Source organism: Thalassovita mangrovi (genome assembly GCF_009857745.1).
Lineage (GTDB): Bacteria > Pseudomonadota > Alphaproteobacteria > Rhodobacterales > Rhodobacteraceae > Thalassobius > Thalassobius mangrovi.
Genome location: NZ_WWEN01000009.1, coordinates 109,083 through 125,459 on the forward strand (window position 1 = coordinate 109,083; position 16,377 = coordinate 125,459).

General features: G+C 66.6%; 19 protein-coding genes. 12 read left to right on the plus strand and 7 right to left on the minus strand.

Annotation, left to right across the window (positions count from 1 at the left end; all coding sequences use genetic code 11):
• Positions 1–10 precede the first annotated feature (10 nt).
• Entirely contained in the window at positions 11–430 is a 420-nt protein-coding gene (locus tag GR167_RS17445) for a rhodanese-like domain-containing protein (protein ID WP_160975015.1), read from the plus strand.
• Positions 431–445: 15 nt separating this feature from the next.
• Here GR167_RS17445 and GR167_RS17450 read toward each other — a convergent pair whose 3' ends face one another.
• Positions 446–1,741, minus strand: coding sequence for an MFS transporter (locus GR167_RS17450; protein ID WP_212770026.1), 1,296 nt, complete (start codon positions 1,739–1,741; stop codon positions 446–448).
• Positions 1,742–2,114: 373 nt separating this feature from the next.
• Between GR167_RS17450 and atpD the strand changes: the two genes are divergently transcribed.
• Genes atpD through GR167_RS17495 form a run of 9 tightly spaced genes read left to right on the plus strand, consistent with a single transcriptional unit; the run spans position 2,115 to position 8,585 of the window.
• Positions 2,115–3,548, plus strand: coding sequence for a F0F1 ATP synthase subunit beta (atpD, locus tag GR167_RS17455; protein WP_160975016.1), 1,434 nt, complete (start codon positions 2,115–2,117; stop codon positions 3,546–3,548).
• The gene (locus tag GR167_RS17460) at positions 3,545–4,006 is read left to right on the plus strand and encodes a F0F1 ATP synthase subunit epsilon (RefSeq protein WP_160975017.1); all 462 of its coding nucleotides are present in this window, start codon (positions 3,545–3,547) and stop codon (positions 4,004–4,006) included. The genes atpD and GR167_RS17460 overlap by 4 nt, the downstream gene beginning before the upstream one ends.
• Complete coding sequence (locus GR167_RS17465) at positions 4,003–4,290, plus strand: AtpZ/AtpI family protein (RefSeq protein ID WP_160975018.1); 288 nt, start codon at positions 4,003–4,005, stop codon at positions 4,288–4,290. Before GR167_RS17460 ends, GR167_RS17465 begins: the two co-directional genes overlap by 4 nt.
• Positions 4,287–4,553 carry an ATP synthase subunit I gene (locus tag GR167_RS17470; RefSeq protein WP_160975019.1) on the plus strand — a complete coding sequence of 89 codons (267 nt, stop codon included), beginning with the start codon at positions 4,287–4,289 and terminating at the stop codon, positions 4,551–4,553. The genes GR167_RS17465 and GR167_RS17470 overlap by 4 nt, the downstream gene beginning before the upstream one ends.
• A 6-nt stretch (positions 4,554–4,559) precedes the next feature.
• Positions 4,560–5,228, plus strand: coding sequence for a F0F1 ATP synthase subunit A (gene atpB / locus GR167_RS17475; protein ID WP_160975020.1), 669 nt, complete (start codon positions 4,560–4,562; stop codon positions 5,226–5,228).
• A 13-nt stretch (positions 5,229–5,241) separates the two neighbouring features.
• The gene (locus GR167_RS17480) at positions 5,242–5,490 is read left to right on the plus strand and encodes a F0F1 ATP synthase subunit C (protein ID WP_160975021.1); all 249 of its coding nucleotides are present in this window, start codon (positions 5,242–5,244) and stop codon (positions 5,488–5,490) included.
• Positions 5,491–5,494: 4 nt separating this feature from the next.
• Positions 5,495–6,223, plus strand: coding sequence for a F0F1 ATP synthase subunit B family protein (locus GR167_RS17485; RefSeq protein WP_160975022.1), 729 nt, complete (start codon positions 5,495–5,497; stop codon positions 6,221–6,223).
• 4 nt (positions 6,224–6,227) lie between these two features.
• Entirely contained in the window at positions 6,228–7,757 is a 1,530-nt protein-coding gene (locus GR167_RS17490) for a F0F1 ATP synthase subunit alpha (protein WP_160975023.1), read from the plus strand.
• On the plus strand, positions 7,758–8,585 hold the full coding sequence (locus GR167_RS17495) for a F0F1 ATP synthase subunit gamma (RefSeq protein WP_160975024.1): 828 nt from the start codon (positions 7,758–7,760) through the stop codon (positions 8,583–8,585).
• 9 nt (positions 8,586–8,594) lie between these two features.
• Here GR167_RS17495 and GR167_RS17500 read toward each other — a convergent pair whose 3' ends face one another.
• The 4 genes from GR167_RS17500 to GR167_RS17515 are packed head-to-tail and all read right to left on the minus strand — an operon-like array spanning position 8,595 to position 11,608.
• Positions 8,595–8,954 (minus strand): SpoIIAA family protein, encoded by a 360-nt coding sequence (locus tag GR167_RS17500; RefSeq protein WP_160975025.1) that lies wholly within the window; start codon positions 8,952–8,954, stop codon positions 8,595–8,597.
• Positions 8,955–8,967: 13 nt separating this feature from the next.
• Entirely contained in the window at positions 8,968–9,246 is a 279-nt protein-coding gene (locus tag GR167_RS17505; RefSeq protein WP_160975026.1) for a hypothetical protein, read from the minus strand.
• Between the two features lie 29 nt (positions 9,247–9,275).
• Positions 9,276–10,646, minus strand: a complete 1,371-nt coding sequence (locus tag GR167_RS17510) for an MBL fold metallo-hydrolase RNA specificity domain-containing protein (RefSeq protein WP_160975027.1) — start codon at positions 10,644–10,646, stop codon at positions 9,276–9,278.
• 23 nt (positions 10,647–10,669) lie between these two features.
• Positions 10,670–11,608, minus strand: coding sequence for an LOG family protein (locus GR167_RS17515; RefSeq protein WP_160975028.1), 939 nt, complete (start codon positions 11,606–11,608; stop codon positions 10,670–10,672).
• Between the two features lie 118 nt (positions 11,609–11,726).
• Between GR167_RS17515 and GR167_RS17520 the strand changes: the two genes are divergently transcribed.
• Both GR167_RS17520 and GR167_RS17525 read left to right on the plus strand, forming a co-directional pair.
• Positions 11,727–13,241 carry a TrkH family potassium uptake protein gene (locus GR167_RS17520; protein ID WP_160975029.1) on the plus strand — a complete coding sequence of 505 codons (1,515 nt, stop codon included), beginning with the start codon at positions 11,727–11,729 and terminating at the stop codon, positions 13,239–13,241.
• A gap of 6 nt (positions 13,242–13,247) precedes the next feature.
• A complete protein-coding gene (locus tag GR167_RS17525) occupies positions 13,248–13,907 on the plus strand; it encodes a potassium channel family protein (RefSeq protein ID WP_160975030.1) in 660 nt (219 codons plus the stop codon).
• 8 nt (positions 13,908–13,915) lie between these two features.
• On the opposite strand, the gene GR167_RS17530 is transcribed toward GR167_RS17525, so the two are convergent.
• Together GR167_RS17530 and GR167_RS17535 are read right to left on the minus strand one after the other, a co-directional pair.
• Positions 13,916–15,517 (minus strand): hypothetical protein, encoded by a 1,602-nt coding sequence (locus GR167_RS17530; RefSeq protein WP_160975031.1) that lies wholly within the window; start codon positions 15,515–15,517, stop codon positions 13,916–13,918.
• A 124-nt stretch (positions 15,518–15,641) separates the two neighbouring features.
• Positions 15,642–16,349, minus strand: a complete 708-nt coding sequence (locus GR167_RS17535; RefSeq protein WP_160975032.1) for a DUF4336 domain-containing protein — start codon at positions 16,347–16,349, stop codon at positions 15,642–15,644.
• Positions 16,350–16,377 lie beyond the last annotated feature (28 nt).

Below are 16,377 nucleotides of genomic sequence, written 5' to 3' on the forward strand. Positions count from 1 at the left end.
GGAAAGCAGAATGCGTAGACGTTTTTTCTTGGTTGGCGGGATTGTCGCCGTCGTTGCAGCAGGCTGGGCTTATGTGAGCGCGACGGCAACGCCGTCCACCGTGCTTTTGAAGAAGGCGACGGGGCAGGAGCTGGCCAAGGACGACAGCACGCTGCTGGTCGATATCCGGCGCCCCGAGGAATGGAACCAGACCGGTGTTGTCGAAGGCGCCCTGCTGGTTACCTATACCGACGCGAACAGCTTCCTGAAGGCGGTGCGGCCGCATCTCAAGGACGGCCAGTCCCTGTCGCTGATCTGCCGGTCGGGCAACCGGACCTCGCGCGCCTCGAAGCAGGTGGCGGCGGCGGCCCCGGATATCGAGGTCATCGATATCGCCGGCGGCATGCTGCGCGTCATGGGCGAAGGGTATCAGACGGTCCGGCCCCGGTAAGGCGCCGGGACCCGCTCATCGCAGCGGTGTGCGGCTGCGGTCGGGGGTCAGGGCCAGGGCGATCACCGCCACCGCGCCCGCGACGGCCATGTAGGCGGCCGGGGCCATGGCCGATCCGGTCCTGGCGATCAGGCTGGTGGCGATCATCGGGGTCAGCCCGCCGAACACGCCGATGCCGAGGTTGAACGCCACCGAATAGCCCGACAGCCGGTCGCGTTCGGGGAACATTTCGACGAACAGCGCCGGGCCCGATCCCAGCGGCACCGACAGCAGCGCGAAGGTCAGCGTGTGGGTGGCGATCACCGCCGCCATCGCGCCGTGCGAGGCGATCATCCAGGCATGCAGCGGCCAGGCGCTCAGCGCCACGGCCAGCAGCGCGATTCCGATCCATGTGCGCCGCGGCAGCCAGCGGTCGCCGACGATCGCCGCCAGCGGCATTGCCGGGATCACCAGCAAGGTCATCGCGGTATTGATCGTCAACGCCGTGCCGCGCGGCATCAGCCCCTGGCTCGACAGCCATTCGGGCAGGTAGACGAAGGCGATGTAGAAACAGGTGCCGTAGCTGGCGGCGAAGGCCAGTGCCAGCAGGGTTTCGTGCAGGTTGGTGGTGAAGGCCTGCAGCAGGGGCGAGGTGTCGTCGCGGCCTTCATGATGCTGCTGGAAGCGTTCGGAGTTGTGCAGGTTGCGGCGGATCAGGATCGCGCTGGTGCCCAGCAGAGCACCGCCCAGGAAGGGCAGCCGCCAGGCCCAGGCCGACAGGGTTTCAGCGTCGAACAGGTTGGTCACCAGCGCCGCCGCCCCGACCCCCAGAAGCGAGCCGCTCATCGATCCGATATTGGCCCAGCTGCCGGTCAGCCCGCGCCGGTTCTGCGGCGCGGTTTCCACCAGGTAGGTCGCCGAGGAGGAAAATTCGCCGCCCACCGACAGGCCCTGCAGCAGCCGCACCAGCACCAGCAGCACCGGGGCCAGTATGCCCACCTGCGCATAGGTCGGCAGCAGCCCCAGGAACAGCGTCGGCATCGCCATCATCGTCACCGAAATCTGCATCGTGCGCGCCCGCCCGTAGCGATCGCCGAACCAGCCGAACAGCGCCGCGCCCAAGGGCCGCATCAGGAAACCGGCGGCGAAGATGCCATAGGTCGCGATCAGCCCCGCGGCGGGGTTTTCCGAGGGGAAGAAGATCGGCGCGATGATCCCGGCGAGGTAGCCGTAGAGCGCGAAATCGTACCATTCCACCACGTTGCCGATGAACCCGGCCATGATCCTGTGGCGAAGCTCGGGCGGTTGCGGCGTGGCTTGGTCTGGGGTCATCGGGGCATCTGACGAAGTTGTGAATAAGAAGGGTGCGAGCACTGTAAAGGCGCAGGGTTTAAGCGTTTTCTAAGCATTTGGCCCCGAATTGGGGGGCGCAACGCCGGGTTTGGCCGCTGCGGGGTGCATTGAGCACGGCGACATCGGCCAAGCCATTGACATGAATCAATGTCTTCTGGTTCACCTGTAGCATGCTTGTGCTGTCGCGGGGATGCATGGCGTTCAAGAAACCGTGACGCAAGCCCAGGGCACGGAGGAAGATGGCGTGGGAATCCGTACGATCGTTGTGCCGCCGGTTTCCGGTTCCGATCCGGCGCGCGGGCTGGATGCGATCCTGTCCTGCCCCCTTTCCGTTCCGATGATGCAGTAAGCCATGACCGACACCAGCCCCATCGACCAGACACGGACAGGCGCGCGCGGGGTCGTGTCGAAAATCTCGGGATCGGTGGTGGAGGTGCGGTTCGAGGCCGGTGAATTGCCGGAAATCAATACCGCGCTGGAGGTCCTGTGGGACAGCAAGCAGCGGCTGACGCTGGAGGTGCAGCAGCACCGCGACGTGCGCACCGCGCGCTGCGTCGCCATCCAGGCCACCGCCGGGCTGGCCTGCGGCACCGAGGTTTTAGATACCGGCGCGCCGATCACCGTGCCGGTGGGCGACGGCGTACTGGGCCGTCTGATCGACGTGGTGGGCGACCCGATCGATCACGGCCCGCCCTTGCCCGCCGATACGCCGCGCCGGAAGATCCACCGCCGCCCGCCGAAACTGGCAGCGCAGGAGCTGAGCGGCGATCTGTTCCTCAGCGGGATCAAGGTGATCGACCTGCTGGCGCCGCTGGCCCATGGCGGCAAGGCGGCGATGTTCGGCGGCGCGGGCGTGGGCAAGACGGTGCTGATCATGGAACTGATCCGCACCATCGTCGACAAGTACAAGGGCACGTCTGTCTTTGCGGGCGTGGGCGAACGGTCGCGCGAGGGCCATGAGCTGTGGCAGGAGCTACAGAAATCCGGCGTGATCGACCGCACCGTTCTGGTCTTCGGCCAGATGAACGAACCGCCCGGCGCGCGCTGGCGCGTGGCGCTGAGCGCGCTGACGGTGGCGGAACATTTCCGCGACGAGATGGGCAAGGACGTGCTGCTGCTGATCGACAACGTGTTCCGCTTCGTGCAGGCGGGGTCGGAAGTGTCGGGGTTGCTGGGGCGGTTGCCATCGCGGGTGGGGTATCAGCCGACGCTGGCCTCGGAAATCGCGGAACTGGAGGAGAGGATCAGTTCGGTCCACAACGCCGCCGTGACCTCGATCCAGGCGGTGTATGTGCCCGCCGACGATTTCACCGATCCGGCGGTGGCGGCGACCTTCACCCATCTCGACAGCGCCATCGTACTGAGCCGCGACATGGCGAGCGAGGGGCTTTACCCGGCGGTCGATCCGCTGGCGTCGAGTTCGACGCTGCTGGACCCGTCGGTGGTGGGCAAGCGGCATTACGACATCGCCGAGGAAACCCGGCGGCTGATCGAACAATACCAGGAACTGCGCGAGATCATTTCGCTGCTGGGGATCGAGGAACTGAGCGCGTCGGATCGCAAGGCGGTGGGCCGCGCCCGGCGGCTGATCCGGTTCCTGACCCAGCCCTTCGCGGTGACGTCGCAATTCACCGGCCGCAAGGGCGCGTCGGTTTCGATCAAGGACACGCTGGACGGCTGCGAGGCGATCCTGAACGGCGCAGCGGACGATTGGGAGGAAAGCGCGCTTTACATGGTGGGCACGCTGGACGAGGCGCGGGCGCGCGCCGAAGGGGGCGGGTCATGAGGCTGACGGTCAGCACCCCGACGGCGATGATCGAGGATGTGGAGGACGTGCGCCATGTCCGGGCCGAGGATGAAACCGGCGCCTTCGGCATCCTGCCGGGTCATACCGATTTCGTGACCGTGCTGCCGATTTCCGTGGTGACATGGCAGGCCGAGGATGGGCGTGAAGGCTTCATTCTGGTGCGGCAGGGGGTGATGACGGTGCGCGATGGATCCCGCGTGGAGATCGCGGCGCGCGGCGGATACCGGCATGACGAATTGCCGGAACTCGGCGCTGCGGTCTGGGACGAGCTGCGCCGCGCCGACGAGGAAGAGGACGTCACCCGCACCACCGACACCCGCCTGCACCTGGCGACGATGCGGCAGGTCGAACGGGTGCTGCGCGCCGGGCGGGCCAGCGAAACGCCGCCGCCGCGGCTGGACAACCGCGACACCACGGCGCCGGAGCCGGGCCGATGAGCGACAAGAACCACGAGGCGCGCGAGGAAATGCAGGACGCCATCCGCAAGCGCCAGGAACGGCGCGAGGCATGGGACAAGGACGGCGAGAGGCCGCTGTGGAAGAACCTGTCGATGGTGGGCGCGCTGGGCTGGCTGGTGGTGGCGCCGACGCTGATCGGGGTCTTCGTCGGGCGCTGGCTGGACGGGGTTTTCGAAACGGGGGTAACCTTCAGTGGCGCGCTGACTTTTTTAGGCGCGGGCCTGGGGTTCTACCTGGCCTGGAGAAGGATGAACGAGGAATGAATTACGCAATCGACATTCTTCCCTGGCTTGCCGCCGGTGGCGCGCTTGGCGCTGTCTACCTGTTCCTGATCGGCCGCTCGGTGGCCGCCGTGGGCGATACCGCGAATTGGTGGAGCTTCGCGCTGCCGCTGTTTTTGCGGGTGATCCTTGCCGCCGCCGGGTTCTGGTTCGCCGCGCGCCACGGGGCGTTGCCGCTGATATCGATGCTGGGTGGGTTCCTTATCGCGCGCGGTGTCGCGCTACGCCGGGCGCGGGAGGGATAGGCGATGATGGACGCCAGCCCCCTTGCCCCGGATATCCTGTTCCACTTAGGCCCCGTACCGATCAGCCGCGCGGTGGTGACGACCTGGGCGATCATGGCCGCCTTGGCGGTGTTCCTGAAGATCGCGCTGCGCCGTCCGACTGTGGATGCCGGGCCGGTGCAGGCGGCGCTGGAAATCGTGGTCACCACCATCGCCACCCAGCTGCGCGAAATCCTCGGCCGCGACCCGTGGCCGTTCCTGCCGCTGCTGGGGTCGCTGTTCATTTTCCTGGTGCTGGCGAACCTTGCCGCTGTGGTGCCCGGCGCGTCGCCCCCTACCGGGCATATCGAAACGCCTGCCGCGCTGGCGCTGATCGTGTTCCTGTCCAGCCATGCCTATGGCATCCGGGCGCGCGGCGGGGCGAAGTACCTGCGTCACTACCTGGAACCCAACCCGTTCCTGTTGCCGCTGAACGTGCTATCGGAACTGACGCGGACCTTTTCGCTGATGATCCGGCTGTTCGGCAACATGATGAGCCATGAATTCGTCATCGCCATCGTGGTGTTCCTCGCCGGGCTGATCGTGCCCATCCCGTTCCTGTTGCTGGGCATCCTGATCGGGATCATCCAGGCCTATATTTTTACCGTTCTTGCCACCGTCTACATCGCCGCCGCCGTCGGCGCGGTCGAGGCGTGAGAAAGGAGACTTAATGGATAACCTCATTCAAATCGTCAGCGTGATCGGCGCGGTCGTCGCCGTATCGTTCGGCGCGATCATGCCCGCCTTCAGCGAAGGCCGCGCAATCGCCGCCGCGATGGAGGCCATCGCGCGCCAACCCGAAGCCGCCGGCACCCTGTCGCGGACGCTGTTCGTGGGCCTCGCGATGATCGAAACGATGGCGATCTACTGCCTCGTCATCGCGTTGCTGCTGCTTTACGCCAACCCGTTCATCGGCTGACCCGATGCAGATCGATTGGTGGACACTGGGGCTTCAGACGATCAATTTCCTGATCGTCGTCTGGCTGCTGAGCCGGTTTCTCTACCAGCCGATCCGGCGCGTGATCGAAGCCCGCGAAGCCGCCGACCGCAAGGCGGCGGAGCTGGCCGAGGACAAGACCCGCGCGGCGGAGGCGGCGCGGGCTGAGTATGAGGCCAAGCAGGCGGAGCTGGCGGAGGCGCAGCGGCAGGAAGAAGCGCGGCTGCACGCAGAGATGGACAGCGAACGGCAGGCGATGCTGGAGGCCGCCGAGAAAGAGGCGGCCGAATTGGTGTCGGAGGCGCGCGAGCGTATCGGGCGGGAACGCAAGCAGGCGCTGGACGATCTGGGCGATCAGATCGCCGATCTGGCCCGCGACCTGGCGCGCAAGGCTTTGGGCGAGGGCGCGCTGGAGGGCGACGGGTTGCTGGAGCGGGTGAATGCCCGTCTGGACAGTCTGGGCGTGGCCGACATGGACGATCTGCGCAGCGACGCGGCGGGGAACGGCCTACGCATCGTCACCGCCACGTCGCTGACCGGGGCGCAGCAGGGCGCGTGGCGCGATGCGATGGCGGCGCGGTTTCCCGGGGCTGAAATCGGGTTTGAAACCGACGCGGCGATCCTTGGCGGGGCCGAATTGCGCTTCCCCCACGCGGTGCTGAGCTTTTCGGTTGCCGACCGGTTGAAGCGCGCGGCGGCGGAGCTGAAGGGGTAACGCGATGGCGCTGGAACGGGACGCGAAGGATTGGATCGAACGGGCGCGGCAGCGGCTGGACGAGGCGCAGCCCGAACCGGAATTGCGCCGTGTCGGGCGGGTCGAACTGATCGGCGACGGGGTGGCCCGGGTCGCCGGGCTGCCGCATACGAAACTGGACGAATTGCTGCGCTTCGAGGACGGCACGCTGGGCCTTGCCATGACCATCGAGGAGGCGGCGGTGGGCTGCATCCTTTTGTCTTCGGGCGAGGGCATATCGGCGGGCAGCGAAGTTTACGGCACCGGCGAGGTCGCCCGGGTGCCGGTGGGCGAGGGATTGCTGGGCCGGGTGATTTCACCCATCGGTGAACCGCTGGACGATGGCGATGCGATCAAGTGCGAGCGGATGGACCCGGTGGAGCGGCCCGCGCCGGGCATCGTCGACCGCGATCTGGTGACCGAACCCCTGCTGACCGGCATGACGGTGATCGACGCGATGATCCCGTTGGGGCGCGGCCAGCGCCAGTTGATCATCGGCGACCGCAAGACCGGCAAGACCACCATCGCTATCGACACCATCATCAACCAGCGCGATTCCGACGTGATCTGCATCTATGCCGCTATCGGGCAGAAGGCGTCGACCGTGGCGCGGGTGATCAAGGCGGTGCGCGAACATGGCGCTGCCGAGCGTTGCGTTTTCGTGGTGGGCGGCGCCGACGATGCGCCTGGCGCGCAGTGGATCGCGCCCTATGCCGCCTGCGCCATCGCGGAATATTTTCGCGATCAGGGGCGGCACGCGCTGCTGGTACTGGACGATCTGACCAAACACGCCATCGTGTACCGGCAATTGTCGCTGATCCTGCGCAACCCGCCGGGGCGCGAGGCCTATCCGGGCGACGTGTTCTATCTGCATGCACGTTTGCTGGAGCGGGCGGCGAAGCTGTCGCAGGAAAACGGCGGCGGGTCGCTGACCGCGCTGCCGATGGCGGAAACGCAGGCGGGCAACCTGACGGCATACATTCCCACCAACCTGATTTCGATCACCGACGGGCAGGTCTATCTGGAACCGAAACTGTTCTACGAGGGGCAGAAACCGGCGGTGAACGTCGGCATGAGCGTGTCGCGGGTGGGCGGCAAGACGCAGGCGGGCGCGATCAAGGCGCTGGCCGATACGCTGAAGCTCGATTACGCGCAGTTCCTGGAACTGGAGGTGTTCACCCGCTTCGGCGCGATGGCGGACGAGCGCACGACGAAGAAGATCGAACACGGGCGGCGGTTGCGCGCGATCCTGAAGCAGGACGAATATGCGCCGCTGCCGCTGTCGTTGCAGGTGGCGCTGCTGCTGGCGGTGGCGGAGGGCAAGATCGACGCCCTGCCGCTGGCGGATGTGGGCAAGTTCCGCGAAGCGCTGGCGGCGCGGCTGCCCGCCGAGCGGCCCCGCGCGGTGACCGAGATCAACGAGACCAACCAGCTGTCGGAGGAGGCGCGCGCGGCTTTGCTGGAACTGGTCGAATCCTGTGTGGCCGATCTGACCCCCGAGGCCGGGGAGGGCTGAATGGAAGAGCTGAGCCGCATCAGGGCCCGGCTGGAAAGCCTGAGCGAGCTGGGAGAGCTGGTGGGCGCACTGCGCTCGATGGCGGCGTCTAGGGCGCGCGAGGCGCAGGAGGCCTTCGCCGGCACCCGCGCCTATAGTGAGTTCGTCGAACGCGCCATTGCCGAGGTCGATCTGCTGCTGCCCGAGGGAAGCGGCACGGTGCTGAGCAACGGCGCGGCGGGCAAGGTGCTGCTGGTCATCGCGTCGGAAAACGGATTTGTCGGCTTGTTCAATGGCAAGCTGATCGAACACGCCTTGGAAATCAGGCAACCGGATGAGGAGCTGGTCATCGTCGGGCGGCGCGGCCAGATCACCGCGTCGGAACATGGCGTGACGGAGGATGCTTGTTTCCCGATGACATCGCGGGTGCAGGGCGTTACCGCGCTGGCCCGGCGGATCGCGGCGCGGATTTCGGGCGCGGCATCCGTGCGCATCGTTTTCGCCCGGCACAGGCCGGGGGCGGTGTTCGACGTGGTGACCAAACCGGTGCTGCCCTTTGGCGAAATGTCGGTGCGCCCGGGGCGGGTGTCGCCGGTCGTTCACATCCCGCCACGCGAATTGCTGTCGCGGCTGGCCGGGGAATACCTGTTTGCCGAGATTGCCCATGCGCTGATGGAAAGCCTGGCCTCGGAAAACGGCGCGCGGATGCGGGCGATGGATTCCGCGTCGCGCAATATCAATGATCGGGTCGAGGACCTGCGCCGCAACGAACATATCGCGCGGCAGGAAAAGACGACGACAGAAATGCTCGACGTCGTGACCGGGGCCGAGGCGGTGGCGCAGGGGTGAGCGCGGGGCTCAGCCCCTGATCCAGGTCCAGGCTTCGTCCAGCTGATCGGCCTCGAAAATCCGCACTTCGCCCTTGAACAGAAACGCGCTCAGCCGGACGCACCAGTCGACCCAGTCGGGCGCGCCGACCATCGCCATGCGTTCGAAATCCGACGCGTGGCGGAACCCCAGGGCGGCATCCTGCCAGGCCGCCGACATGTCCCAGCCCTGAAAATCCGGATCGGCGTAGAACAGGATTCTGAGCTTGCCGTGTTCAGCGAACAGCGCTTCGAGCTTCGGCAGCAGCTCGGCGTAATCCTGTTCGTGCAGCTTGCCGGTGACGCGCAACCCGACGGTGGCGCCTTCGCTGCCTTCCATGAATTCGATCATGTCGTGCCCCCCCCTAGATCAGCTTGGTCAGCCATTTTTCGAACGTGTCCTTCAGCGCATCTGCTTCCTCGCGCAAGCTCATATGCAGCGCGGACCAGGTATCGGCGCCCTTTTCCTTCGCCGTAGCGATCCGTTCGGCAAGGTCGTCATGGCGCTGGCGCAACAGGCTGAGTTCGGCCAGGGCGCTGACCTTGTCGCCTTCGTCGCCGTGATCGAAACGGGTTTGCGCGGCGGCGATCCCGTCGTCGATTTCGCCCAGCTTGCGTTCCAGGTCTTCGATGTAATTCGACATTTTGCTTTCCTCCTAACAGGCCCCGGGCATCACAGTTCGAAGCTTTGATGCAGCTGGGGCATTTCGACCCGCGTTCCCTTCAGCGCCTTGGCGAAGCTTTGCGTCGAATCTTCTTCGCCGTGGACCAGGAAGGTGACTTCGGGCGTGCCGGTGCGCCCGTGCCAGTCCAACAGGTCGCTGCGCCCGGCATGGGCCGAAAATCCGTTGATCGTGTGGACCTGCGCCTTGACCGGTATCCAGTGGCCGAACAGTTTCACCTTCTGCGCGCCGTCGACGATGATCCGCGCCAGCGTGCCTTCGGCGGCGAAGCCCACGAAGACGATGCTGCAATCGCTGTGGGCGAGGTTGTGGCGCAGGTGGTGGCGGATGCGCCCGCCGGTGCACATGCCCGACCCGGCCATCAGCACCGATCCCGACCGGACCCGGTTCAGGTCGGCCGAATCCCGTGCTTCGCGCACGAAGTGGATGCCGGGCAGCTGGAACGGGTCCTGGCCGCCGCGGATCATGTCGGCCAGTTCGGGTTTCAAGGCCTCGGGGTGGCGTTCGAACAGCTTGGTGGCGGAAATCGCCATCGGGGAATCGAGATAGACGTCGAGCGTCGATCTGATCCGTTTCGACGCCATGCCTTCGCGCAGGAAGAACAGCAGTTCCTGCGCCCGTTCCAGCGCGAAGGTGGGGATGATCACGTTGCCGCCGCGCCGGTCGGTGCTGGCGATGGCGTCGTAGAATTCTTCCACCGAGTCGTCGAAGGAGCGGTGGTCGCGGTCGCCATAGGTGGTTTCCATCACCACCGCATCGACCCCGCCCGGCGGGTCGGGCGGGTTCAGCAGCGGCCGTTCCCGCGGGCCGATATCGCCGGAAAACAGGATGCGGCGTTTACGGCCGTCCTCGGTGGCTTCGATCAGGATGCTGGCGGAGCCGAGGATATGGCCGGCGTCGTGGAAGGTCGCGGTGATGCCGTGGCCCAGGTCGATCGGTTTGCCGTACCTGGCGCTGCGCCCGAACCGTTCGATGGCATCAAACGCGTCGATCGTGTCGTAGAGCGGGCCTTCTTTCTGGCCGTGCCGGTGGCGGTGTTTCGCTTCTTCCTCGTGCAGGTGGGCGGAATCCATCAGCACCAGCCGGGTCAGGTCGCGGGTGGCGGCGGTGCTGATGATTTCGCCGCGAAAGCCGCGTTTCACCAGCAGCGGGATGCGGCCGCAATGATCCAGGTGGGCATGGGTCAGCAGCAGGATGTCGACCTCGGCAGGATCGAAGCCGAAATCGCCGGCGTTTTCCTTGTGCAGTTCGCGCCCGCCCTGGAACATGCCGCAATCGACCAGGATTTTGCGTCTGCCGACCGTGACCATGTGGCACGACCCGGTGACACCGCCCGCGGCGCCGTGAAAAGATATCTGCATGGGCTCCTCCTCCGTCGTCTTTTCTAGGTCAGGGTCTTGCCCGACCTTGCGTACCAGTTGCGAATGTCGTCCCAGATTTCGTCGGCGGTTTCGGCGTACCAGAACAGGTCGCGGTCCTCGGGGTCGATCACGCCTTCTTCGACCAGGAATTCCGGGTCGAAGGCGCGTTGCCAGTAGGAGCGGCCCACGAGAACCACAGGTACCGGCGGGATTTTCCGGGTCTGGATCAGGGTCAGGGTTTCGAACAATTCGTCCATCGTGCCGAAGCCGCCCGGGAACACCACCAAGGCCCGCGCCCTGAGCAGGAAATGCAGCTTGCGCATGGCGAAGTAATGAAACCGGAAACACAGGCCCGGCGTCAGGTAGGGGTTGGGATATTGTTCATGCGGCAGGTTGATGTTCAGCCCGACGGTGCAGGCGTCGACATCATGCGCGCCGCGATTGGCGGCCTCCATCAAGCCCGGGCCGCCGCCGGTGATCACCGCCAGCTTGTTGCCCATTTCGCCCTCGGCGCGGCCGACGATCTGGCCGAATTCCTGGGCGATTTCGTAATAGCGGCTTTTGTCCAGCACCCGCCGCGCGATGGCGAGGCGCTGTGCGATGGCCTTGTCGCCGGGGGCGGCGGACAGCGCCGTTTCCAGATCCGCCACCTTCTGCCGCGCCGCGCGCGGTTCGGGGATGCGGGTGCTGCCGAAGACGACGATGGAATGGGCGATGCCGTGTTCTTCGAACAGGGTTTCGGCCTTCTGGTAATCCAGCTGCAGCCGCACCCCGCGGGTGTCGTCGCGCTGCAGGAAGGCGACGTCTTCGTCCGCCTGCCGGTATTCCGGGCTTTGCAGGATGGCGCCGATCAGCCCCGATGCCCTAGGGTCCTCGATATCGGGTTTCGGCGTCGTCCAGGGAAGTTCGACCTGCCGCTGTTTCGGATGGGCGGGGGCCGGTTTTTGGCGGGAGAGTGGCATTGCGCCGCCTGCCTCCTCTTGCAGAATGTGTTGGAAAAGAGTGCAGTTTTCCCGGTGGGGCCGCCTTGACTCAGGTCAATGCGGTTGCGGCGCGCCATTCACAATCTGGCGAGGCAAGATGCACAACAGCCGGGACCAATGCCCGGCCCTTTCGGAACGCGAAACCGCCATGGGTCTTTCAAGGAAAACCGCCGCCGGGCAGAGATCGGTGACCTATCGCCCGCGCTGGCCGGTGGTGGGCCGGGTGCTGTTCCGTCAGGGCGCGGTGTTCCAGGTGCTGCTGCTGCCGCCGCTGGCGGCCGCGGTGCTGGACGGTGAGGCGGGACTGGCCGCCGCGTTGGCGGGGCCGGCGTTGTTGGCGGGGGCGGTCACGCTGTGGCAACGCCGGTCCGAGTTGCCCGAGGATATAAGGCGGATCGAGGCGGTTCTGTCCGTCGTTCTGGTTTTCGTGCTGGGGGCGCTGCTGGCGGCGCCTGCCTATGCCGTGCTGGGTCTTACGCCGGTGGATGCGCTGTTCGAGGCGACCTCGGCCCTGACCACCACCGGGTTCAGCATGATCGCGGTGCCCGAAGACCTGCCCGCGGCGGCGCATGTGCTGCGCGCCTGGAGCCAATGGTGCGGCGGGCTGGTCATCGCGGTGGCGGGACTGGCCTTCCTGATGGACCCGGGGCCGGTGTCGAAGGCCCTGGGATTCGCCGATTTCGGCGAGGGGCGGCTGGAAACCTCCACCCGCAGCCACGCGCAAGCGCTGCTTTGGGCCTACCTGGCGGTGACCGGGATCGGCATCGCGGGGGCGCTGCTGCTGGTGCCGGGGGTGTTCGAGGGGCCGCTTTTGGCGCTGTCGGCGGTGTCCACCGGGGGGATGGGGCCGCGCGGTGACAGCCTGGCCTCGTATCCCGTTGCCGCGCAGGGCTTCGTGATCCTGATGTCGGTGCTGGGGGCGCTGTCGCTGGCCTTCCCGGTGCTGATCCATCGCCGGGGGCTGAGGGACGCGATGCGGACCTCGGGCGTTGTCAGCGTGCTGAAACTGCTGCTGGCGGCGCTGTGCGCCAGCGTCGTGTTCGTGCTGTTGTCGGGGGACGGGTCGGCGGATCAGCTCTGGCACGGCGCGCTGACGGTGCTGAGCCTGCAATCCACCGCCGGGTTCACCATCGGGCCGGTCCCCGGCCCGTCGCCCTTCTTCGTGCTGCTGATCGCCCTGATGATGATCGGCGGGCAGACCGGGTCCACCGCCGGGGGGGTGAAGATCGACCGCGCGCGGCTGCTGCTGGGCAGCGTGTCCTTGATGGTCCGGCGGCTGCTGAGCCCGGTCAAGGCGGTGCTGTACCTGCGGCTGGACGGGGACATCATCGACCCTGAACGGGTCGTTTTCACCGTGGCGCTGGTAGTGGCCTATGCGGCGACGGCGTTCGGCCTGCTGATCGCCTTCACCCTGCACGGGCTGCCGCCCGCCGGATCGCTGTTCGACATCGTTTCGGCGCTGTCGACGGTGGGGGCGGGGACCGGGGTGATCGGGCCGGAGCTGCCGTGGGATTTGAAGATGTTGACGATCTTTGCCATGCTGCTGGGGCGGGTGGAATTCTTCGGCCTTCTCGTGCTTGCCGCGCCCGGAACCTGGATCAGAAGGGACTAAACCGACATGCGCGTGACCGTTCTTGGGGCGTCGAGATTTGCCATCGCCACGATCCGTCAGCTGATCGCGCGGGGCCACGACGTGGTGCTGATCGAACAGGACCGCGACCGGATCGACGAATTGGCCGAAACCCATGATTGCGGCATGATCCACGGCGACGGGACGCTGCCGCATACGTTGCAGGATGCGTTCGGCGACGGGTCTGATGCCTTTGTTGCGCTGACCAATACCGACAATGTGAACATCCTCGCCGCGGCGGTGGCGCGTTCGATCGGCTATCCCCGGGTGGTCACCCAGATCACCAATCCCGAATTGCAGCCGATCATCGACCAATTGGGACTGGGGGAAACCATCACCCCGCACGAAAGCGTCGCCCGGTCGCTGGTCGAGGCGCTGGAACAGCACGACCGGGTGTCCACCGTGGGGGTGCTGAAGAACGAATTGCGGCTGGCGCTGGTGACGGTGCCGGACGGGTTCGCGGAAACGCCCTTCGCCGGGATCGCGCTGCCGGAAACGGTACAGGGGATCGCCCGCATCCGGCAGGAGGAGGAAACCGTGCTGACGCCGGAATCCACCGTCATGGCGCAGGACCAGTTGTTGCTGCTGTCAGCGGCCGAGGACCATGACGGCCTGCTGTCCTCTTTCGCGGAACCCGAGGGCGAGTGACGCAGGCCTCAGCGTTTGCGCAGGACGTAAAACATGTCGCGGCTGTCGGTGGCGCCGAGGAATTTCGGGATCGCCCCCGCGCCGCCGCGTTTGTCCGACGCCGCCATCTGCGGCACCATATGTTCGATATAGGTGGTGCCGCCGCTGTTGACGTAAAGCGCCAGGTAGGTGAGCTCCGGCGCGTTCATGTCCAGCAGCATGGCATAGCTGCAGCCATAGGCCTGGAAGGTGCGCGCCATGACCGAGGGCGTGGCGGACGGGAAATAGGCATAGGCGAGGAAGCGTTTGCCGCCCTTGGTGATCATGCAGGCCCCCGCGCGCAGGGTGCGCAGCTTGGCGTCGGCCGACCCCGACCAGTTGCCGGGGCCCCATTGCGTCACGTAGCGGCCGGGAACGCCACCTTCGATCAAGGCCACGCCGTTTTGCCGGGCGAAGCGGACCTTGGACAGCTGGCCGTTATCGGACTTGGTCCAGGTCTTCATCTGCACCGGGCCGTTTTTCAGCGCGTAAAGCGTCGACAGCCCCGGCTGCAGCTTGCTGAAGATCACGCCCTGTTCGACGAAGCCGTAATGCGACCCGCCGTTGACAGTCGCGAACGGCCCCCATTTGAACGCGCCCTGGCGCCGCTTGAAGCCGCCGGCGAAGGTCGCCACGGTACGGCCGGCGAGGTTGGGGCTGACCATGCCCAAGGGCGCCAGCGGGGCGGGGGTGCTGACTCCGTCCGGCCCCGGCAGGCCCGCGGCGCGCACCGATCCGGGCGGGCGCGGCGACCATTGCAGGTTCGGGTCCTGCGTTCCGACGGCAAAGCCCAGGTCATAGCGCGACAGATCGAAGGCGACCAGGTAGACGGTCGAGGACAGTTCCGACCCGTCCAGCGCGTTGACGGTGCCCGGGCCTTGCAGCACCGAGGGGCTGATCGCCCGGGGTTGGATCGCGCTGGCGAAGACCCCGGCCAGGCCCGACACCGGGTGCCAGGCGCCCATGGTCATCTGCCCCTGCGGCGTGCCCGACAGGCCGAGCCCCATATTGGCGCGGATCGCCGAGGGCGCACCGGCAAGGGCTGCTGAGGGCGGGCCGCCCGCCGATTGGCCGCCGCCCGCGGGCGCGCCGCGCGGCATGCTGAGCGTCGAGCCGGCCACCCGGTTGCGCAGGTAGAGCCGACCGCCGCAGATCGTCGCGAAGGGCCGTCGCGATGCCGCCGCTTGGGCAAGCTCGGACGGGTTGCCCCAGGGCGCGCAGCTCGCGCCGCCGCTGCCGCTCAGGGTGAGCGACGGGCCTGCGCCCAGGCTGACCTTCTGTCCACCGGGATTGGGGTTTTCGAGGTGATAATATTGCTTGCCGACCTGCAGCAGGAACCACGCATTGATCGTCGGGTTGAGCGAAATCAGCCGCACCACCGTGTCGCTGCCCGGCAGCTTGGCCGAGGCTTCGCTGCGAAAGGGTTGCAGTTCGACGATGGATTTGGGCTGTACCGCGTCGTATTGCGCGCGCTGATCGGCAGCGGCAGGGTTCGCGACCCCCATCGCGCAGGCCGCCAGCATCAGGGCGGATCGCAGGGCGATGCCGAAGGGCCGGGTGCGGCGGGACGGGTTGGATTGGTTGCTAGGCATGGCGTGGCGCTCCTTTTCCTGGGCCGAATTCGGGCGCGGCGTTTCGGGTCGATGCTAGTGGCAGGGCCGGGGATTCTCCAAAACCTTTTTTCGCCAGTGGGTTGTCCGGGCGGTTTCGCCGCGCTTAGCCGGACCAGGACAGCGGGCGCTGCCACGCCTGCCGCGCGACGGATTTCGCATCCTCGTCGATCAGGTCGCCATGGGCGAGGATGATGCGGTCGAAATCCCAGTCCAGGATGCGTTCAAGCGACGCCTTGGCGGCCTTTTTGTCAGACCAGCCGATTTGATATTCCGGTGCCGGTTTGGGGTGGTTCCACATGTGGAACACCGCCTTCCACCACAGTTTCAGCGTCCAGTCGGTGCCGGGCGTGTCGTCGCCGATATTTTCGATCAGGTCGGTCAGGATCAGCACCTTGCTGGCCCGGTGGAAAAACGCGACCTCCCAGACGATGCGGTTGCCGCGCAGCAGGCATTGATCGAGCTCCCCGGCCCAGGCCTCGGGCGGCGTGTCGGACAGGAAACCGTCGAATTGCAGGTCCGGCGCCTTGCGTTCGACGCCGGGGCAGATCCAGACCTCGGCGCCCGGAAAGGCGGCCTTGGCCGAGGCGACGTGCAGGTAGTGGTACGATCCCGGGGCGACGATGAAGGCAGGCGTGCCGAGCGCCGCGATCTGCGCCGCACCCGCCGCGTCGATGTCGCCGGGCGAATGCAGGATCAGCCTGCCGTCGGCCAGCCGGATCACCGTCATCCGGGCGTTGAAGCGGGTGCCGGCATAATGCACCGGGTAGTCCGCGATCCAGATCGCCCCTTTCGTGTGTTCGGTGAGTTCCATCGCGGTCTCCCTCGCTGGGGTAGGCCCG